The following is a 19880-nucleotide window of genomic DNA, read 5'->3' on the forward strand; positions in this document are numbered from 1 at the left end:
TAAGAAGATCGTCCGACCAATGAAAAAAGTCATAACGTTTGGAACCTTCGACCTGTTGCACGATGGACATCTGAGGATTCTAGAACGGGCGAAATCGCTAGGCGACTACCTGGTCGTAGGCGTGTCCACGGATCACTTGAACGCGCAGAAGGGAAAGCGTTCCTTCTTCGACCAGAAGCACCGCATGGAGTGCGTCGCTGCTCTGAAGGTCGTGGATGAGGTGTTCTTCGAAGACTCGCTGGAGCGAAAAGATGAGTACATTCGCGAGCATGGCGCCGATTTGCTCGTCATGGGCGACGATTGGCGCGGAAAGTTCGACTGGGTCAGCTGCGAGGTGGCTTATCTTTCCAGGACGCCGGGCATTTCATCCACCGAGGTGAAGCTCGAGCTTGGGGATCGATTCAAGTGCAAGCGGGTTCTATTCGGCGATACCTACATCCGCAAACATTACGACTGCGCCTTGAGTCTGGTCAACGAGCTCACAGCCTCCAATATCGCACCGATATTCTCGGCGGGCCAGACTCTGCCCCGCGGCGTGGATTGCGATTGTCTGGTGTATTTCAATCTTCCGGTGAGCGCGCCGGCGAGCGAGTACGCAAGCAAGCCCAGGGTGCTGGTCGATCATGGCGCCAGTCATTTGAAGTGGTTCTTGTCGAATCCGGCGCGTTTCGACTTCTTCGACGTGATCGTCACCGCCGGACCGGACCACACCAATGCCCTGCTGACCTTCTTTTCCGACATCGGCGGTAGCTACGGCAAGGTCAGGTCGGCCGGATTCATCAAGTCCGGGCAGTTGCTGCAGCTGCCCTCGTTGAGCCGGGAACAGATCGCGCTCAAGTATGCGTTGGACCCCGCGCGGCCCATCATCCTGTTCGCGCCGACCTGGCACATTTCCAATAATCCGGACATGGCGGCCGCGATTTTGGAAATAGCCAAGATCGATAACCATGTTGCGTTGCTGCATCCAGAAACCGCGCATCTGGATGTTTCAAGGCTGAATGTCGCGGTGAACGAAAGCGGGGTGGTGAGTGAGCTGCTCAAGCATGCCGACTGCGTGGTCTCCGATCTTTCCTCGACGATCTACGAGGCCGCGGCGTTGGGCCGGCCGGTCGTGCAATTGTTGCTCAGGGAGTATTCCGACAACAATGCCGTCGTTTATGATTTCCCTTACGCGGCGGGCACGGCAGAGTTGTTTTGTGGCGGATTGCCGACCCGTCCTGATGGAGTGATGCGCGCCGTCGAAAGGGTTCTGGCGGGTGACGAGCATGTGTCCGTGGCCTTGCAACGCATGCGTGACAGAATCCTGCACGGTACGAGGATCGAGCCAGGGAGCGTTAAAGCGGTCGCGACGGAGATCGCTCGTGCGTGTGACATGGAGCAAGATCGATCGCTGGCCGAGCTGCGCGAGCGACGAAAGACCGAGTCATCTTATTCGGCCGCGCATCAGAACCTGTTCTTCTCACGCAACCGCTTGATCGCTCAGAAAGGCGGCCGGTTCAAGGGAGTGAATGAGTCAAGCTCCCGCGAGGCGGTCGAGTGCGCTTTGGCTGCGGTGGATTGGGTGGAGCTGGAATTCTCCCGCTGCGCCGACGGCGTCATCGTCGCGAGGCAAGGAACCGAGGCAAAATACGGGCTCGAACAAGCATTCGTATCGACATCGACAGAACAGTTTCTGCGAAGTCGGTTCGAGGGTGGGTTGACGCCGATCGCCGTCGAGGATGCGATCGGGCTTTGCGCGCGAAAGGGGCGGGCCTTGGTCTGCGGTATTTCAATTGAGCGCGACTACGAATTCATCATCTCGCATCTGGCGGACACGTCGCGCTCGGCTGGCTTGATTAATCAGGTCGTGGTGAAATGCTACAGCGTCGAGAATTTCAATGTCGCGCTCAGGTCTGGGTTTTCAAGAATCATTTTGTCCGTGGAGAAACGTCACGCGAACGATCCGCTCGGGTCGGGGGCCTTCGACTTTATTGACGGGTGCTTGATGATCAATTCGCGTTGCGTGGTCGGTATCGATATTCCATACAAGAATCCGTCGATGGTCCTTTCCTGTCTGGACGATCCGCGCACGCTCGGTCTCTATGCGACCTGGAAGCGCGTGTATGTGCATGGGGCGCCGCCGAAGGAGTACGGCCGTATTCTCAACCAGAATTTTGGCGTGTTCGCGCACGGATACTCTGCCGCTCACGATTTCTCCCATAAGCCGCAGAATTTTCATTGGCCGACATATCTTTTCCTGCATCCCGACGTGGTCAGGGCCGGATTGGCTAATCCGGTCGGTGCGACGCTGCACTATCTCACCTATGGCGCCAACGAAGGTCGGGCCACCCGCTATTCGGCCCCTGCGGATTTTTTGTTTGGCGCGTATCTGGACCTGAACCCTGGACTGAGGGATGCGGGCATCAGTGGGGAGCACAGCGCCAAGGCGCACTGGACAAAGTACGGAGCGATGGAAAATCGACGTTACAGGCGTTAGCTCAATAGCGTCTTTTTCACATCCATGACAAGCAGGTTGGCGCGGCATGAAACTTCCGCATTTCATCAGCACCTATCTCAATCAAAGTCGCAGCCTGATCGGATCGCACGATACGGCCAGGGCGGTGGAGCTGGCGGTGGGTGGGGACTTCGAGACGGTTGGTGTCTTGGAGATCTGTCTGCTCAAGCATCTGGGGTTGCGACCGCAGCACTATGTCATCAATGTCGGTCGTGGCAGCGGTCGGCTCGTGGTGAAACTCAAGGATTACCTGGTCGGAAGCTTCGTCGGAATCGACGTGCCGGAGTTGCATCAGTACGCGCGGACGCTTTGCGGACGAAATGACTGGCGCTTCTACACGGTGCCCGGCGTCACGATTCCCGAGCCGGATGAGTCGGCCGATTTCGTCGTGTTCTTTTCCGTATTCACTCACCTGTTTTATGAGGAAATCTATCGCTATTTGCGTGAGGCCTGGCGCGTTCTCAAGCCGGATGGACGAATTGGATTTTCGTTCCTGGAATTTCGTATCGCCTCGCATTGGTTCATTTTGGAAAATTCGGTGCGCGACGAACGGCCTGAGAAGTTACTCAATCAATTCATCGATCGCGACATGATCGGCGCCTTCGCCCGTCATCTCGACTTGGAAATAATTCAGATCGACGATGGTCATCTTCCGCGTATTCCGATTGACCGGACCTTGCGCTGGGCCGACGGACGGGAGGTCTATGGCATGGGAACGTTGGGGCAGTCGGTGTGCGTGCTGTAGCGGGCCGTCGCTTGAGCGACCCGCTTGTGCGGCTGAAGGCAATTGCGTGCCGACATGATGTGTCCGCGTTGCTATTATCGACGATTCGTGTCAAAGACGGTCGCATCGGACGCGGGGATGAATATTCGTGAACGCACTTCCACTCCGGGTCGTCGCTGACGAAAGTAACTACGACGAAGCTGCTTACCTGCGCGGGAACGCGGATGTGGCGCGAGAGGTGGCGGCGGGCCATTGTGCGAGCGGCCGGGCCCATTTTGATGCGTTTGGTCGGCTCGAGCAGCGCCGTCTGCGCTTAACGATCCCGGCGTCCTGGAAGCAGGAAAAGCTGGCGAAGGTGCGCGCGCTGCTGCGTGCGGAGATGGAATGCGTGGATTCGATGGATTGCCTGAATTTTCTGAGCGCGGAACTTGCCGAAGAGTTCGGCATCGTCGCTACCGAAAACGTCAGCTCCCACGGATACGACCACGAGGTGCTAGGTTTGATCGAGCGCCATCGCGACGGACTCGTGCTGGATTGTGGTGCGGGACTGCGCGACACCTATTACCGAAACGTCGTGAATTGCGAGGTCGTGGCTTACGACACCACCGACGTCCTGGCCGTTGCCGAGCGTCTACCGTTCACCGATGAAAGCTTCGATGCGGTGCTGAGCTTGAATGTACTCGAACACGTCAAGGATCCGTTTCAGGCGGCGCGCGAACTGATGCGCGTGCTCAAGCCAGGAGGTCAATTGATGTGCGTAGCCCCATTTCTGCAGCCGCTGCATGGGTATCCTCATCATTATTACAATATGACCCGGCAAGGCATCGCCAATTTATTCTCCGGATTGTTGGAGCAGCGCATAGAAGTCTACGGCGCCATGAAACCGATCTGGGCCTTGAATTGGTTTCTCACGCGCTACCACGCTGGACTGCCGCCTGAGTCTCGCGAACGCTTCGCGACGATGACCGTCGCCGAGCTGATGGCCGCTCCGGAGGCGCTTGAGCTCGACGACATCAACTTGGGATTGAGCGCCGAGGCTTGTACCGAGTTGGCCTCGGCCCATGCCCTGTTCGGATGCAAGCCCGGGCGCGGTTGAACGGGCGCACTGCGACACCGTGTGGTCGTTTTGCCTTGGAATTCGGAGCGCTCGGGGTCGTTCAACCCACCGCCGACCCATCCGGATTCCGCTCAATCATCCAAAGCCCCGCCCACAGCTTGAGGTCGAGTTCGTAACCCTCCGCCTGTTTCTGCATCAGCCACATCGGCGCGGTGGCGCGCGGGACTTCGTGGACGATGATGTCTTCGCCGGCCACGCCGCCGCCGTCGCCGACCTTGCTCAGCTGGGTCGCGCGGACGAAGGCGATGCGTTCGCTGCTCATGCCGGCGGAGGTCGGGCCGGTCAGGAGGACTTCCACGCGCGCGGGGTCCCAGCCGGTTTCTTCGATCAATTCGCGTTGCGCGGCCGATTCGAGGGTGTCGTGGTCGTGGTCGTCGCCGACCAGGCCGGCCGGCATTTCGATGGTGCGCGCGCCCAGCGGCACGCGGTACTGCTCGACGAACAGGATGTTGTCGTCGGGGGTGACGGCGACGATGATCACCGCCATGCCCTTGCCGTGGGTACGTTCGGCGTATTCCCAATGGCCGCGGCGCATCATGCGCAGCCACTGGCCTGTGTAGATGGTTTCGATCGGTTGGTCGTGCGCGGTGTGATCAGCTGAGGTCATTGCGTTCCTCGCAGGGTCGTCTCGCGTGAGCGAGGCGCTTGGGCGTGGCTGGAAGGGGGCGCGTCGCGACGGTGCCGGCCGGGACCGGCCGCGGCCGCGCGGCGACGCGTTCATGTTCTCAGCGTACCGCAGCGGGGCGAGGTCGGTCGGTGCCGCGCCGCGCCGCGGGCGGGTGATGCTACGACGGAACCTGTGACGCGGCGAAGTCCAGGCCGACCGCTTCGTGCAGCCGGCGCCGGGTCATCGGTCCGAAGCGCAGACGGTCGCACAGTTCCATCAGGCCGGCCGCATTGGCGGGACCGCGCACGAAATGTCCGCTGCTGTCGCCCAGCGGCGCGTCCAGGGCGATCGTGGTCAGCTGCCGGCACAGCAAGGCCTGGGCGCGATGTTCGCGCAGCCGCGCCGCAGCGCTGGCGGCGCCGCGCAGGCGCAGGAACGGGACTTCCTCGACCCGAGCCAGTAAAGCATCGAGGGTGTCGAAGTGGGCGAGCAGGGCGGCCGCGGTCTTGGCGCCGATCCCGGGCACGCCGGGAATGTTGTCGACCGCGTCGCCGGTCAGGGCCAGGTAATCGGCGACCTGACGCGCATGCACGCCCTGACGCGCGTGCACGCCGTCGGCGCCCCAGCGCTGGCCGCGGGCGAAGTCCCATTGCTCGTCGTGGGTATCGAGCAATTGCGACAGGTCCTTGTCGGCCGACACGATCACCCCGCGGTAGCCGTGGCCGCGCATGGCCACGATCGCGCTGCCGATCAGGTCGTCGGCTTCGTACTGCGAATCCGACAGCACCGCCAGGCCGAGCGCGCGGCACAGCGCCTGGCAGTGGCCGAACTGGCGCTTGAGCGCGTCCGGCGCGGGTTCGCGATTGGCCTTGTAGGCCGGGTAGATCGCATTGCGGAAGCACGAGTCCAGCGCTTCGTCGAAGGCGATCGCGATATGGCGCGGGCGTTCGCGTTCGATCAGTTCGAGCAGGAAGCGGGCGAAGCCGTGCACGGCGTTGGTCGGCCAGCCTTCGGCGTCCTGAAATTCGTCGGGGATCGAATGCCAGGCGCGGAACACGTACAGGCTGGCGTCGACCAGGTAGACCGCGGTGGGCGCGGCCGGTGTGGGTGCGGCGTTGTTCATGGGCTCATTCAAACACGCGGCGCTCAGCTCGGCGACCAGGCTTGGGTCAACTCGGCCGGATCGGGGCGCTCGCGTTCGGGCGCATCGAGCTTGGGCGTGCCGATATGGATGAAGCCGGCGATGCGTTCGTCGGCCTGCAAGCCCAACCAGTTCGCGACCTGCTCGTCGTAGGCCGGCCAGCCGGTCAGCCAGACCGCGCCGAAGCCGAACGCCTGCGCCGCCTGCAACAACGCGAAGCACACGCTGCCGACGGTGAGCACGCGTTCGAACTCGGGGATTTTTTCGTCGGGGCCGAGTTTGGCGATCACGGTGACGATCAGCGGCGCGGAGGAATAGCGGCCGCGGTCCTTTTCGATCGCGGCCTCGCCGGCATCGGGAAACACTTCGATGCCGCGCGCGGCGACGCGTTCGCCGAGCGTGTGGCGCGCCTCGCCTTCGATGGTGAGGAAGCGGAACGGCACGCGCTTGCCGTGATCGGGCACGCGCACGGCTGAGGTCAACATACGCTTAAGGGTGGATTCGTCCGGTCCGGGCGCGGTGAGCTGCTTGGCGGGCACGGATCGACGGCGGTCGAGGGCGATGAGCAAGTCGGGGGAGGCGGAGGGCATGGAAGTAAGTTGAACCTCGGTCACAAAAATGAATGGCAACACATAAATGGACGCATCTAGGCACTATCCTGACCGTGGCAGTCGCAAACAGACGCGACCGCATCCATCAGGGGGAACTCCGTACGTGTCCGGTCATTTGCACGGCGTCGTTCAGACCACGCGCAGCGATCCGTCGCGCGTGCTCGAAGAAATAAAACGACAGACGCTCGAGCAACTCGGGGGGCTGCCGGGCACCTTGTATGGACCGATCGAGGAAGCGCTGAAGGCCGACTCGCTCAAGGGCGACGGTCGCAATCATCATTACGAAGACCAGGCCGCATTGTGGATCCTGCGTCAGCAACAGGCCAGCCATGTGATGGCGTTTCGCCAGCAGGTCGGTCACGGCTTCGACGCGTTCCGCCAGCCCGGCAGCGTGGTCGGCGGGCTCGGCGGTTCGCCGCTGCAACTGGTCGGCGAGCAGCAACTGGCGTTCGATCTGGACGGCGAGCGCCTGACCGAGGCGCTGGAAGTGCGCTATCAGCGCCCGCTGGAAATGATCCGCAGCCGCCTGCAGATGATGTCGCAGGCGATGGGCGCGCCCGAGGGCGACAACCCGCTGGGCCCGTACCGGCTGGTCAAGGCCTTCACCGCCATCTACAGCGAAGCGCAGGTCAACGAAAGCCTGCGCCTGCGCCTGTTCCGCCAGTACGAATACGAACTCGCGCGGTTGCTCGGCGACTTGTACGGCCGCGTCAACAATCTGATGGCGACGGCCGGTTACGGTGTCAGCATGGGCGGCGCGGGCGCGCCCGTGGCACCGACTCGCGCGGCCGAGGAACGCCGCGACCGCAACACGCTCGACAGCGTGTTCGACACCGTCCCGCATCGCGAGGCTGCCGCGTCCGTGCCCCACGACTACAACGCTCACTCCGCCGCGAGCGGCGGTTACGGCGGCGGCCAGGCCGCGCATGCCGGCGGTCACGACAGCCAGCCCAATAATCAGGCGATCTCGCAGGCCGATGTGGCGGCGATGGCCAGCGAACTGGCCGAACTGCGTTCGCAACTGCACGCCTGGCGCGAGGGCATGGTCAAGGCCGGCGGTCCGCCGCCGGGCCAGGCGCCGCAGCGTTCGATGGCGCCGCGGCGCGAGCTGCGCATCGACGAAGTGGTCGGCATGGCCTCGCTGCTACAGCCCGAGCCGCCGGACGCGTACGCGCGCGCGTTGGCGGTGTCCGGACGCCTGGGCGAAACCATCCGCGACCAGCTGTTCGACGGCGCGCGCCGGCTCGGCTTCAATCCCGACCAGACCTGCTTCAGCGCCGAGGAGGACGATGCGATCGATCTGGTCGCGTTGCTGTTCGATTCGCTGTTCCGCAACCACGCCCTGCAGGACCGCGCGCGGCGCGTGTATGCGCGGCTGGTGATGCCCTACGTCAAGGTCGCGCTGACCGACAACGAAGTGTTCGTCAAGCGCGAACACCCGGCGCGGCGTCTGCTCGATGCGATCACCGAAGCCTGCGAAGGCAACGACGGCGAAACCCCGCAGGATCGTGATCTGCTCGAACGCGCGTCTGATATTTCGCAGCGGATCGTCTCTGATTACAACGAAGACCTGGCGGTGTTCGAGCTGGCCCACGCCGAACTCGACGCGTTGTTGTCGCAGCATCGGCGCCGGATCGAACTGCAGGAACAGCGCGCGGCCAAGGCGACCTACGGACGCGAGCGCCTCGGCGCGGCGCGCAGCCAGGCCGACGCGGCGGTGCGCGAACGCATCGGCGAAGGCCGGCTGACCCAGGCGGTGGCCGATTTCCTGGCCACGCCGTGGCGTCACCACATGGTCCAGGTGCTGCTGCGCGAAAACGAAGATCCCAAGCGCCGCGCCCAGGCGCTGGCGCTGGGCGACGCGCTGGTGATGGCCGACAAGCTCGCCGCCGAGAACCGCGGCCGCGAACTCGCCGATCAGTTGCTGGCGCTGCAGCCGATCATCGTCCAGTGTCTGGCCAGTTCGGGCCTGGACGACAGCGCGGCCCAGCACGGCATGGCCGGTCTGGTGCGGGCGCTGGCGACCCCGGACAGCGAGCGCGACGAACATGCGCCGCCGAGCGGGTCGGAAGTCGAGGAAGACATCGCCGAGGAACGGCGCCTGTACATGGCCGGCGGCGACGGTTCCGGCGCGCACGATCCCTTGCTGGCCGAGCGCATGCGCCAGCTCGAGCCGGGCGATTGGCTGCGCCTGACCAACACCCAGGGCGAGACCGTCGCGGTCAAGGTCGCCTGGGTCAGTCCGCTGACCTCGCGTTTCCTGCTGGTCAATCGGCGCGGCGTGCGCGCGCTGGTGGCGTCGGCGGAGGAATTGGCGGTATTGGCGGCGTCCGGGCGGCTGCTGGTCGGCGCCGAACGCACCGCGTTCGATGAAGCGATGCGGCAGGTGCGGCGGCATCTGGATCGGGTGATCTGAGTTACCAGGCCTGGTTACCAGGCCTGCTGAAATATCCGGCAACTGAGTTCGCCGTCGATGCGTGACCGAACGATGCTTTTGCCTTTAGAAACACCACCACAACGGGGCGAAAGCCCCGAAGTCTTTTGTGGGAGAGCCTTCAGGCCCGACGCTTTCGGCACCGATCGCGTCGATCTGGCGGGGCTCGCAGCGACCTGATCGAAAAGCGTCGGGGTTGAAACCCCTCCCACAAAAGACATCGCGGCTTCGCCGCGACTGTTCGGTAGGACGGTGCGGCGACCCCAGGGGGCCGGAGAGTGGCATCCTCGTCGCCACGATGTGACCCCAATCCGTTTCCGCGCGCTGCCGCCGTCGCCGTCATCGATCCGAGATCGCACGGCCGCCGGGCATTCCGCTACGATGCGGTGAACGGGGTACGGAGCGGAGCATGTCGGGCATTACGATTGGCGTTGCGAGCGAAACCGCATCAGGCGAGAAGCGCGTCGCGCTCACGCCGGAAACCTGCAAGAAACTGGTCGCCCGCGGCGCGCGGGTGCGCGTGCAGCGCGGCGCCGGCCGCGCGGCGAGCTTCACCGACGATGCCTATGTCCAGGCCGGCGCCGAACTCGCCGACGACGCGGCCGCGGCCGTGGCCGACGCCGAAGTGGTGCTGTGCGTGCAGGCGCCCGACCCGGCGCGGCTGGCGAGCTTGCGCGAAGGCGCGGCGCTGGTCGGCCTGCTGCAGCCGCAGGCCGATGCCGCGCGCGGCGAGGCGATCGTCGCGCGCAAGCTCAATGCCTTCCCGCTCGAACGCCTGCCGCGCACCACCCGCGCCCAGGCCATGGACGTGCTCAGCTCGCAGGCCGGCATGGCCGGGTACAAGGCGGTGCTGATCGCGGCCCAGCTGGCGCCGCGCTTCTTCCCGATGCTGACCACCGCGGCCGGCACGATCCGCCCGTCCAAGGTGCTGATCGTCGGCGCCGGCGTCGCCGGCCTGCAGGCGATCGCGACCGCCAAGCGCCTGGGCGCGCAGGTCGAGGGCTTCGATGTGCGCCCGGAAACGCGCGAACAGATCGAATCGCTCGGCGGCAAGTTCCTCGACCTGGGCGTCAGCGCCGCGGGCGAGGGCGGCTACGCGCGCCAGCTCACCGAGGAAGAACGCGCCGAGCAGCAGCGCCGACTCGGCGAGCATCTCAAGAACATCGACGTGATCGTCTGCACCGCCGCGGTGCCGGGGCGCCCGGCGCCGAAGATCGTGACCGCGGCGATGATCGGCGGAATGAAGCCCGGCAGCGTGCTGGTCGATCTGGCCGCCGAAACCGGCGGCAATTGCGAACTCACCCAGCCCGGCGAAACCATCGACGTCAACGGCGTGACCGTCGCCGGGCCGTTGAATCTGGCCAGCAGCGGCGCGGTGCATGCCAGCGAGATGTATGCGCGCAACGTGTTCAACTTCGTCAGCCTGTTCGTCAACGACGGTGCGGTTAATTTCGATTGGAACGACGAATTGCTGACCAAGACGGTGTGGCCGGAGCGCGCGGCGCCCGCCTGATCGGTGAAGCGGATCGTCACCCGCGAGGACGCGATCGCCTGGTTCAAGGATCAGGGTTTCCTGCATTGGCCGGGCGCCGAGCGTCCGGGCCGTATCGGTATCGCCGGCGAAGCCGAGCGCGTGGTGTTGGGTGCCGGCCGGCGCGGGCCCGGTGATCCGGGCACGGTGCTCGATCTGCATCACGACACCTTTCTGATCGCTCAGGACGGCGCGCGCTGGCAGGTCGTGGCCAGCGCGGCGCAGAGCGACGACACCAGTTTCGATTCCCTGCATGAGGCCGCGCACGAAGTCGGCCGCCGCATCAACGCGCTTCGCAACGAACGCGGTCGTGGCCATGACGCGCTGGCCGATGCGCTGTCGCAGTTGCGCATGCGCGGCTTCGCGGTGCGCTGCGACCGGCATTGGTCGTCATCACGCATCCTGCTGTTCGACGCGGCGCAGGGCGACACGTTGGATGCCGGTGAGCTCAAGCGCGGCCGCGCGGTTTTCAGCCTGAGTTTCGATCCGCGGCCCGGGGATTGGCGGGTGCTGAGTTATCGCGAGCCGCATCGCGGCGAGGAAATCAGGTTCGAGGCCTTGCATGACGCGATCGCCTGGATGGCGGTGCGGCTGGATGGGGTGGTGGCGGGGGATGCGGGTGGAGTGTTGCGCTAAGACGCGCGGGCAGGCGCTATTGCGGCCGATTTATCGAGGTTTCCGCGGGTTGCGTAGCGGCGGTGCCTGGCGTTGCGGCGTCCCCCTCCTAAGGGGAAGGGGGCGCGCGTTTGAGGCGATCACGCTGTGATGGTTGCCAGATGAAATGTGGTGGCGCCGTGGGTGCGGTGGCGCGGTCGCGGCTTGCGCCGCTCCTACAGGGGGCCGTCGTGGCCGCGATCAGGCCCCGTAGGAGCGGCGAGAGCCGCGACACGCAAGGTTCGATGGCGACGTCATCAGGTCGCCCGGATTGAATAGGCGGTGCGCGCTTGTGGCTTCGGCCACGGCCGAGTCAAATCGATCCCGATTTCCGATTTCCGATTTCCGATTTCCGATTTCCGATTCCCGATTCCCAAATCCCAAATCCCGAATCCCGAATCCCGAATCCCGAATCCCGAATCCCGAATTTCAATCCCGCGGCGGCCGCCCACCCTCGGGCTTCGGTGGGGCGGGGTTGGCCTGCACCCAGGCGCGGCGCTGGTCCGGGGTCATGGTGCGCCACTTCTCCATCAGCGCGCGGCGCGCGTTGTCGTCCAGGCCGCGCATCTTGCCGAAAAGGGCGCGCATCTGGCCGCGCTCTTCCGGGTTCAGATGCTCCCAGCGCTTCATGCCGCGGCGTGCGTTCTGGCGTTCGTCGGGGCTCATCTGCTGCCAGCGACGGGCGTGTTCGAACATGCGCTCGCGTTCTTCCGGCGAGTTGTTCCAGCGGTCGCGCATCGGCGCGATCAGCTGCTCGCGCTGCGCCGGGCTGAGCTGCTCCCACTTCGGCAGGTTGGCCGCGGACGCGCCTGACGGCGGGGGCGGCGGCGCGGCGAAGGCCGGCGCGGCGAACAGGACGCCGACGGCGAGGGCCAGGCCGGCGAAGCGGAGCGTAGCGAGGCGACGCATGGCGGGTTACTCCGTGTGAGTCGGCAGGGCGTCGGTGTTGGACGCCAGCCACAGGTAAAGGTCGGGATTTTCGTCGAGCGCGGCGACCGCGGTGCCGGGGTCGTAGCTGACGTCGACGAGCGGGTGGGCGAGGTCGGCGGTGCCGGCGAGCGTGGGCACCGCGGTGGCGCCGGGCGCGGTGCCCGGGTTGCCGACGAACTGCAGGCCCAGGGCCAGCGCGAACGCGGCCACGCCGCCGCTGGCCAGGGCCCAGCCGAACACGCCGCCGCGGCGTTGCGCGCGCGCGCTGGAATCGTTGCGGATCGCGCGCAGGCGCATGCGGGTGTCCGGGCTGACCTGTTCGACCGCCTGCGCGTACATCGCGCGCATCGCCGCGTCGAAGCGCTGCTCCGGATCGTCGTGCCGCTGGGACCGCGACGGGTCGCCGCCGGGTGGGTATTGAGTGCTCATCGCCATTCCTCCAATTGCCGCTGCAGGGCTTCGCGTGCTCGCGACAGATGGGTTTTCACCGCGCCTTCGCTGCAACCCATCGCCCGCGCGGTCGTGGCGACGTCGAGTTCTTCCAATATCCGCAAGGAAAACGCCTCGCGTTGCCGGCGCGGCAGCTTGGCCAGCGCGTCGGCGAGTTTGCCGTAGGCCTCGCGGCCGTCGTGGGTGCGCGAGGGGTCGGGGCCGTCGTCGGCCCAGTCCATCGGCGCATCGTCGTCGTCGCGCGCGGCCGGCATCAGCCAGCGCAGGCGGAAGGTGCGGCGGCGCTGGATGTCGACGATGCGGCTGCGCAGGATGCTCCAGAACAGCGGCGTCCATTCCTGCGGCGGCCGCTCGCGGTAGCCGAGCATCTTCATCATCGCGTCCTGGACCGCATCGAGCGCGTCCTCGCGGTGGCGCAGGCCCAGTTCGGCGAAGCGGAACGCGCGCGTGCCCAGGCCGGCCAGGAATTCCTCGATCGTCGCCGGCAGGCGCGCGGGCGGTTCTTGCTGCACCTGTTCGTGCCGGGCCTGTTCGCTTGAGTCAGGCAACTGTGGAGCGGCGTCCAGCGGCGCGCTCTCGCGCAGCCTGCGGGTGGACGCCGCCGGGTCCAAGGCCAGGCCCGACGCCGTTCGTGGCGTCCCCGGTTCGGTCGGCGCGGCAGACTGCGGGCGCACGCCGGCCGCCCGCCGGTGGTCGTAGCGGTGTTCCAGCGGATCGCTCGGCGGGTCGTTGTCGACGCTCACGGCCTCCAGCATACGGGCGCTTGGCGGTAGCAGCACCTGGACCTCCTCAACGGCGGCCGACCGGGCCGGGCGGGCGAGTGTGACGGTGGGTGGTGGTCGGCATGGGCAAATCCAGGCACCGGAATGTGCGGCGCTTACACAATCCGCAAACGTCCCCGCCCCGGATCGGTTGACAGCGGTGGCGCTGCATTCACGGACGGTTATGATGCGGCTGACATCGCATGGGGACAGAACGGATGAGCGACGGGTTCGTGGCGCTGTATATCTTCATGCTGGCGGGTATCGCCGGCCACGTCATCATTTCGCGGGTGCCGGTGATCCTGCACACCCCGCTGATGTCGGGTTCCAACTTCATCCACGGGATCGTGCTGATCGGCGCGATCATCGTGCTCGGCCACGCCGACACCACCTTGGAGAAAGCCATCGGCTTCATCGCGGTGCTGCTCGGCGCGGGCAACGCCGCCGGCGGCTACGTGGTGACCGAGCGCATGCTGGAAATGTTCAAGTCCAGCAAGAAGCCGGCCGGCAAGGCGGGCGGTTGAATGAGCGCTTTCGTGCCTTCGCCGCGATCGCCGCGGCCGCCGTCATCGGCCTGGCGCTGGTCGCCGGCCTGTCTTTCCTCGGTTACGTCCTGCCGTCCGGGCAGCTGTCTTTCTATGGAGCGCGCGTCCTGATGGATCTGTTGCCGATCTTGGTCAAGAGCAGTTATCTCGTCGCCGCCACCTTGTTCCTGCTGGGCTTGCAACGCATGGCCTCGCCGGTGACCGCGCGCAGCGGCATCCGCTGGGCCGGCGCGGGCATGGTCATCGCCACCGTGGCGACGTTCGCGTTGCCGGGTATCGAAAACTTCGGGCTGATCCTGCTGGCGTTGGTGATCGGCACGGGCCTGGCGTGGGTGTCGGGCAAGAAGGTCGCGATCACCGACATGCCGCAGATGGTCGCGCTGTACAACGGCATGGGCGGCGGCTCGGCGGCGGCGATCGGCGCGGTCGAACTGCTGCGGCTGTCGGCGCGGATGCCGGCCGATCCGCTGCAGGCGCAGATCGAGCGCGGCGTGATCGCGATGCAGACCCCGAGCGTGTCGCTGGTGCTGGCGGTGATCGGCGCGGCGATCGGCGCGATCTCGCTGTCGGGTTCGGTGATCGCCTGGGCCAAGCTCGACGGTCGCCTCGACCGGCGCGTGGTGTTTCCGGGCCAGCAGGTGTTCAACGCGATCGTCGCGCTGGCGATGGTCGCGCTGGGCGTCGCCGCGTTCATGACCCTCAACGTGCCGATCATCATCGCCTTCTTCGTGGTCGCGCTCGCCCTGGGCGTGCTGATGACCCTACCGATCGGCGGCGCCGACATGCCGGTGGTGATTTCGCTGTACAACGCGTTCACCGGTTTGGCGGTGGCGTTCGAAGGCTATGTGCTCGGCAACGAGGCGCTGATCATCGCCGGCACCATGGTCGGCGCGGCCGGCATGCTGCTGACGCGGTTGATGGCCAAGGCGATGAACCGGCCGATCAGGGGCGTGTTGTTCTCGAATTTCGGCGGCGGCGGCGAAGCCCAGGAAATCAGCGGCACCCAGAAGCCGATCGAAGCCGGCGACGTCGCCGCGATGATGGCCTTCGCCGAACGCGTGGTGATCGTGCCCGGCTACGGCCTGGCGGTGGCGCAGGCGCAGCACAAGATCTGGGAACTCACCCAGAAGCTGATGGAGCGCGGGGTCAAGGTGAAATTCGCGATCCATCCGGTCGCAGGCCGCATGCCCGGGCACATGAACGTGCTGCTGGCCGAAGCCGGCGTGCCCTACGACCTGATCGTCGACATGGACGACATCAACCCCGAGTTCGCCAACACCGACGTATCGCTGGTGATCGGCGCCAACGACGTGGTCAACCCGGTCGCCAAGACCGATCCGGCCTCGCCGATCTACGGCATGCCGATCCTCGACGTGATCAATTCCAAGAATACGATCGTGATCAAGCGCGGCAAGGGCACCGGCTTCGCAGGCATCGAGAATGCGCTGTTCTATGCCGACAACACCCGCATGCTGTACGGCGACGGCGCTGAGATGGCCAGCGCCTTGGTGTCGGAATTGAAGGGGCTCGACGGCGGGCATTGATCGCGCCGGGCCAGCCGTGGCTCGGGTATCGCTGTATTGAAAACGCCGGGCCGCGCATGCGGGGTCCGGCGTTTTTGTTTGCGGGGTCGGTGCGGTGCCCAGGCCGCCGAGCGAGCCGATCGCGCGCGTGCGCAGGGCAAAGTGATGACGTTTGGGATTAGGGAATTCGCATCGGCCTGCCGATGATCGACGACTAAGCCCCGCAGGATTCACCGTGATGAAACTACACGCCGTATCGCTCGCCATCGCCGCGGCAGTGTTGCCGTTCGCCGCCACGAGTCAGGTGATCGGCGTCGCCGTGGATTCGAAGGTGATCCTGAAAGACGGCGCCAGTGCGATCGCGCCCGGGCCGCATCGCGATTCGGCGGTGTTCTTCCGCTTTGCCGACGGCGCGTTGCGCAGGTTCGGCGAAGTCGACGTGCCGACCAGTTACCTCGGCGCGCCGTCGTCGGTGACGGTGTCGGGTGACGGCAAGCTCGCGTTGGTCAGTGCCTCGACGCGGCTGGACCCGAACGATCCGGGCAAATACGCCGACGACGATCGCGTGTCGGTGATCGATCTGAGCGGCAAGGCGCCGAAGCTGACGCAAACGCTGGCGCTCGGCGTGTCGCCGTCCTCGATCAAGTTAAACCCGGCCGGGACGATGGCGCTGGTGCCGTCGAGTCCGGGCAACAGCGTCACTGTGTTGTCGGTGCGCGAGGGCCGGATCGCGGTGGTGGATACGCTGAAGATGGCCGCGAACATGGGCGCGCTCGCGGCCGGGTTCGCGCCCGATGGCAAACACGTGCTGGTGACTCAGGCCGACGGTCAGCGCGTGGCTTTGTACGCGGTCGAAAACGATCGCCTGCGATTGCCGGCGATCCGCGAGATGGGCGCGGGCGTCACCCCGTTCACGCCGTCGTATTGCGGCGACAGCGGTCTGGCCGTGGTCGCCAACTTCGGCATTCCCGACAGCGGCAACGGCGATATCGACACGGTCAGCCTGATCGATCTGTCCGGCGCCAAACCGCGCATCGTCGACACCGTAAGCGTGGGTTCCGCGCCGGAGGATGTCGCCTGTTCGCCCGATGGCCGCTACGCGGTCGCGGCGGTGCAGAACATGAGCAATCGGCCGAAGGACCATCCCTTCTACTCGCCCGACAGCTTGGTGGTGCTGTTGAAGATCGAAGGCCGGCGCCTGAAATGGCTGGATCAGGCGCCGTTCGGCGGCTGGGCCGAGGGCATCGGTTTCGCCGACGATTCGCGCACGCTGTTCGCGCAGAGCATCGTCGAGCGCGCGATGTACACGTTCCGGATCGAAGCCGACCGGTTGCAACGCGCGGGCGCGCCGATCGTGTTCGCGAACGGTGCGCCGGTGGGGATCGGCGTGGCCGGACGTTGAGTCGCGGCCGCGCGCCCGGACCGATCGATCAGCCGCCGCGCACGCGCAAGGTCAGGCCCTTGAGGAAATTGCGCAGCATCTGATCGCCGCAGGCGCGGAAATTCTTGTGGTCGCTCTGGCGGAACAGCGCGCTCAGCTCGGGTTTCGACACCGGAAAACCGGCCTGCTCGAACACCTGGTGCATGTCGACGTCCTTGAGTTCGAAGGCGACGCGCAGTTTCTTGAGCACCAGGTTGTTGCTGACCCGCTTTTCCATCGGCCGCGGCGGCGCGTTTTCGTCGCGACCGCGGTAATGGAACACCAATCCGTCGAGGAAGCGCGCGAGCACCGCGTCGGTGCATTCGGCGTAGCCCTCGTCTTCGTCCTTCTTGAGGAAGGCCTGCACGTCGGCCTTTTCGAGGGCGAAGTCGGGATCGGCGAGCTTGACGATCTCGACCACCTTGAGGTCGCTGAGGTCGAGCATGTAGCGGATGCTGCGCAATACGTCGTTGGTGATCATGGTCTGTCCTGCCGGGTCGGGCCGCCGGCCCGGGGGTGAAGCTGTCGGCCGGCGCGCGGGGCGCCGCCGTCCGATGGAGTGCCGTCGTCGATGCGGCGCCCGGCGAGAACGCCCGGCGGCCGTCGAGATGGGGTACGAGGGCGGATTCTCGCATTTCGGGCGGGGCTGGGGACGCATGGGGCGTGAACGCGGCGGTTTTTGCCCGGATTCGCACGGAGAGGCGAGGCGGCCGGCGTCACGGGGGCATGCGCGGGGTAGGGAGACGATTTCGATGCATCGGTCGCGCGTGAAACAAGGTGGAATCGCAATCGTCCTGAGCGGCGCCCGGATCAATGACGGATCGGCCGGTGCCGCGGCGGACGCGAGGCGCCGGTATCGGGTGCGGCCGTGATTGCGACTCGCCCGCTCGCGGCTCGGCCCGATCGGGCCATTCGCTCGAAGCGCGGCAATGCGGGTGCTTGGCGGTGATCAGGCCGCTGCGGATGTGGGGTCAGCGCGTATAGCCGATCGGGCAGGCGAAGCGGTCTTCGGCTTGCGCATTCGCGATGCTGCGATCGCGGTCAACGCCCATGACGCTAGCCGCGATCCGACAGCGCGCGATTCACCGCCCAGGCGATCGGCCAGGCTACGAACACGATATGCACCGCCACGCTCAGCACGATCCACAGCATGTCCGGCGGCAGGCCCTTGGCGCCGGCGCGCGAGAGCGGCACGACGATGAAGTTCATCGCCACGAACAGCCACAGGCCGTACACGGTCGAGGCCAGCCACGGATGGCGGCGTATCCAGTCGAGTTTGCGCGCGGCGATGGCGTAGACCGCGGCCATGACCAGCGCGATGAGGTAATGCAGGAACAGACCGAGCGATGCGGTCGCCGCGCCGCCGGACATCGCCGCCTCGCGCCCGATCAGGCCGGACGCGACGCTGTGCAGGATGCGCTGCGCGGGAACGTGCTGGGTGAGACCCCAGTAGGTGATCGCGTAGACGATATCGAGGGTGCCGGCGATGAGTCCGCCGATGACGGTCCACAGGGGCAGGGAGCGGGCGGTGGCGGGCATGGTGGGCTCGGGCTAGGGGATATGGCGGCTGTTGACTGAGTCGATGTGTCGCGTGGTAGCTGTGAGATGTTGCAGATGCAGTGGTATGCGGTTGGCGTGTCATACGCCGCGAGACCGAGTGGCCTAGTGATCTTGTGGAAAAGTCGCTGGATTCCCGCGTTCGCGGGAATGACGAGCAAAAGCAAAAGCGCGCGAAACACTTCCAATCCGTCATTCCCGCGAACGCGGGAATCCAGCGACTTTGGCGTCATGACTCATGAGCGATTGCAAGTAACGCGCGCGCCTCAAAAAATCCAAATCCCAAATCCCAAATCCCAAATCCCAAATCCCGAATCCCGAATCCCGAATCCCGCCCCCAATCAAGCCGCCCGCACCACCGCCCGCTCCAACCGCCGAGCCTGCGTCGCCGTCACCCCGAAGGAATTCTTGAACGCGCGGCAGAACGCGCTCTGACTTTCGAAACCCAGCGCCTCGGTGATCTCGCACACCGGCATGCGGGTGTCGCGGACCATGCGCCAGGCGCGGTCCGAGCGCAGGCGCGCGGCGTACTCGGTCGGGGTTTCGTCGAACACGTCGCGGTAGATGCGGATCAGGTGGCAGGGCGAATAGTTGGCGCTGCGGGCCAGGCGATTGAGATCGAGGCGGATTTCCGGATGCCGGCGGATCAGGTGCTGCACGCGCAGCAGCCGCAGCAAAGTCTGCTGGCGACGGCGCTGGGTGCGGCCGCTGCACCGCGGCAGGCGCGCCTGCAGATCGCGTTGTTGTTCCAGCAGCAGCGAGCACAGGGTGCGGACCAGGGCTTCGCTGTTGGCGGCCAGTTCGTCGGGGTGCGCAGCCAGCCGCGCCAGCCGCACCAGCAGCCGCTGGGCGTCGCGCGGAGCCAGGCCTTCCCAGGGGAACAGGTCCTCGGCGCCTTCGTCCGGGCCGGTCAGCAGGTGCGTGCGCCACGCGGCTTCCGGACCGCACAGGCACAGCCACCAGCACGGCACCCGCGCGCTGCTGCGCAGGCGGCCGTCGCGCCAGATCTGCAGGTGCCCGGGGGCGAGCTCCCAGGTGCTGTCGGCCGACTCCAGCCGCAGCGGTCCGCGCAGTGGCAGCCACAGCGACAGCCAGCCGCTCGGCAGGTCCAGCTGGACCGCGCGACCGGAGGCGCGGACCAGGTGCAGGGTCGGGCGGGACGCCGACAGGTCGAGGTGTTCGGCGAAGTGGATGCGGTGGTGATGCAGGCTCATGCGCGCCTCGTGGGGTGTGCGGCAGTGGGGAAAACCACAGCGGTTGGCCCCTAAGCTAGCCATCCGAAGCTGTCATCTGGAGGGCCAATTACCCTGGCCTCGAAGGAGCCAATCGGTGCCGGTCCGGCTCACCCGCGGTACCCGGCATTGCGCCGGGGCCGTTCCGT

Annotated in this window: 18 protein-coding genes; 9 read left to right on the forward strand and 9 right to left on the reverse strand. The window is 65.9% G+C overall.

Annotated features, from left to right (window positions below; translation table 11 throughout):
• Window positions 1-19 precede the first annotated feature (19 nt).
• From AC3A4T_RS22440 to AC3A4T_RS22450, 3 genes are all read left to right on the forward strand, one after another.
• Entirely contained in the window at window positions 20-2476 is a 2457-nt protein-coding gene (locus AC3A4T_RS22440; protein ID WP_487677438.1) for an adenylyltransferase/cytidyltransferase family protein, read from the forward strand.
• Window positions 2477-2522: 46 nt separating this feature from the next.
• Complete coding sequence (locus tag AC3A4T_RS22445) at window positions 2523-3239, forward strand: class I SAM-dependent methyltransferase (protein ID WP_487677439.1); 717 nt, start codon at window positions 2523-2525, stop codon at window positions 3237-3239.
• A gap of 127 nt (window positions 3240-3366) precedes the next feature.
• Window positions 3367-4314, forward strand: a complete 948-nt coding sequence (locus AC3A4T_RS22450) for a class I SAM-dependent methyltransferase (RefSeq protein WP_487677440.1) — start codon at window positions 3367-3369, stop codon at window positions 4312-4314.
• 61 nt (window positions 4315-4375) lie between these two features.
• Here the strand turns inward: AC3A4T_RS22450 and AC3A4T_RS22455 are convergent, their stop codons facing one another.
• From AC3A4T_RS22455 to AC3A4T_RS22465, 3 genes are all read right to left on the reverse strand, one after another.
• Window positions 4376-4942: an NUDIX hydrolase gene (locus tag AC3A4T_RS22455; RefSeq protein ID WP_056113067.1), complete on the reverse strand. Its 567-nt coding sequence runs from the start codon at window positions 4940-4942 to the stop codon at window positions 4376-4378.
• Window positions 4943-5120: 178 nt separating this feature from the next.
• Window positions 5121-6077: a 5'-3' exonuclease gene (locus AC3A4T_RS22460; RefSeq protein ID WP_487677441.1), complete on the reverse strand. Its 957-nt coding sequence runs from the start codon at window positions 6075-6077 to the stop codon at window positions 5121-5123.
• 11 nt (window positions 6078-6088) lie between these two features.
• Window positions 6089-6673 (reverse strand): nitroreductase family protein, encoded by a 585-nt coding sequence (locus AC3A4T_RS22465; RefSeq protein ID WP_487677442.1) that lies wholly within the window; start codon window positions 6671-6673, stop codon window positions 6089-6091.
• A gap of 124 nt (window positions 6674-6797) precedes the next feature.
• Between AC3A4T_RS22465 and AC3A4T_RS22470 the strand changes: the two genes are divergently transcribed.
• The 3 genes from AC3A4T_RS22470 to AC3A4T_RS22480 all read left to right on the forward strand — a co-directional run bounded on the left by AC3A4T_RS22470 (window position 6798) and on the right by AC3A4T_RS22480 (window position 11295).
• Window positions 6798-9110, forward strand: a complete 2313-nt coding sequence (locus AC3A4T_RS22470; protein ID WP_487677443.1) for a DUF1631 family protein — start codon at window positions 6798-6800, stop codon at window positions 9108-9110.
• A gap of 427 nt (window positions 9111-9537) precedes the next feature.
• Window positions 9538-10641 (forward strand): NAD(P) transhydrogenase subunit alpha, encoded by a 1104-nt coding sequence (locus AC3A4T_RS22475; protein WP_487677444.1) that lies wholly within the window; start codon window positions 9538-9540, stop codon window positions 10639-10641.
• 3 nt (window positions 10642-10644) lie between these two features.
• Window positions 10645-11295: a hypothetical protein gene (locus tag AC3A4T_RS22480; RefSeq protein ID WP_487677445.1), complete on the forward strand. Its 651-nt coding sequence runs from the start codon at window positions 10645-10647 to the stop codon at window positions 11293-11295.
• Between the two features lie 447 nt (window positions 11296-11742).
• Here the strand turns inward: AC3A4T_RS22480 and AC3A4T_RS22485 are convergent, their stop codons facing one another.
• Genes AC3A4T_RS22485 through AC3A4T_RS22495 form a run of 3 tightly spaced genes read right to left on the reverse strand, consistent with a single transcriptional unit; the run spans window position 11743 to window position 13205 of the window.
• Complete coding sequence (locus AC3A4T_RS22485; RefSeq protein WP_487677446.1) at window positions 11743-12222, reverse strand: DUF3106 domain-containing protein; 480 nt, start codon at window positions 12220-12222, stop codon at window positions 11743-11745.
• Between the two features lie 6 nt (window positions 12223-12228).
• Entirely contained in the window at window positions 12229-12672 is a 444-nt protein-coding gene (locus AC3A4T_RS22490; RefSeq protein WP_487677447.1) for a hypothetical protein, read from the reverse strand.
• Window positions 12669-13205, reverse strand: coding sequence for an RNA polymerase sigma factor (locus AC3A4T_RS22495; protein WP_487677522.1), 537 nt, complete (start codon window positions 13203-13205; stop codon window positions 12669-12671). The genes AC3A4T_RS22490 and AC3A4T_RS22495 overlap by 4 nt, the downstream gene beginning before the upstream one ends.
• A gap of 467 nt (window positions 13206-13672) precedes the next feature.
• Here AC3A4T_RS22495 and AC3A4T_RS22500 point away from each other — a divergent pair, with 467 nt between their 5' ends.
• The 3 genes from AC3A4T_RS22500 (at window position 13673) to AC3A4T_RS22510 (ending at window position 16924) form a co-directional block, all read left to right on the forward strand.
• Window positions 13673-13978 (forward strand): NAD(P) transhydrogenase subunit alpha part 2, encoded by a 306-nt coding sequence (locus tag AC3A4T_RS22500; RefSeq protein WP_487677448.1) that lies wholly within the window; start codon window positions 13673-13675, stop codon window positions 13976-13978.
• A 131-nt stretch (window positions 13979-14109) separates the two neighbouring features.
• Window positions 14110-15543, forward strand: a complete 1434-nt coding sequence (locus AC3A4T_RS22505) for an NAD(P)(+) transhydrogenase (Re/Si-specific) subunit beta (protein WP_487677523.1) — start codon at window positions 14110-14112, stop codon at window positions 15541-15543.
• A gap of 217 nt (window positions 15544-15760) precedes the next feature.
• The gene (locus AC3A4T_RS22510; protein ID WP_487677449.1) at window positions 15761-16924 is read left to right on the forward strand and encodes a YncE family protein; all 1164 of its coding nucleotides are present in this window, start codon (window positions 15761-15763) and stop codon (window positions 16922-16924) included.
• Between the two features lie 28 nt (window positions 16925-16952).
• On the opposite strand, the gene AC3A4T_RS22515 is transcribed toward AC3A4T_RS22510, so the two are convergent.
• The 3 genes from AC3A4T_RS22515 to AC3A4T_RS22525 all read right to left on the reverse strand — a co-directional run bounded on the left by AC3A4T_RS22515 (window position 16953) and on the right by AC3A4T_RS22525 (window position 19713).
• Window positions 16953-17423, reverse strand: a complete 471-nt coding sequence (locus AC3A4T_RS22515) for a YehS family protein (protein ID WP_056113102.1) — start codon at window positions 17421-17423, stop codon at window positions 16953-16955.
• 575 nt (window positions 17424-17998) lie between these two features.
• Window positions 17999-18481, reverse strand: coding sequence for a hypothetical protein (locus AC3A4T_RS22520; RefSeq protein ID WP_487677450.1), 483 nt, complete (start codon window positions 18479-18481; stop codon window positions 17999-18001).
• A gap of 359 nt (window positions 18482-18840) precedes the next feature.
• The gene (locus AC3A4T_RS22525) at window positions 18841-19713 is read right to left on the reverse strand and encodes a helix-turn-helix domain-containing protein (protein WP_487677451.1); all 873 of its coding nucleotides are present in this window, start codon (window positions 19711-19713) and stop codon (window positions 18841-18843) included.
• Between the last annotated feature and the right edge of the window lie 167 nt (window positions 19714-19880).

The organism is Lysobacter sp. Soil_N_51 (assembly GCF_057655755.1).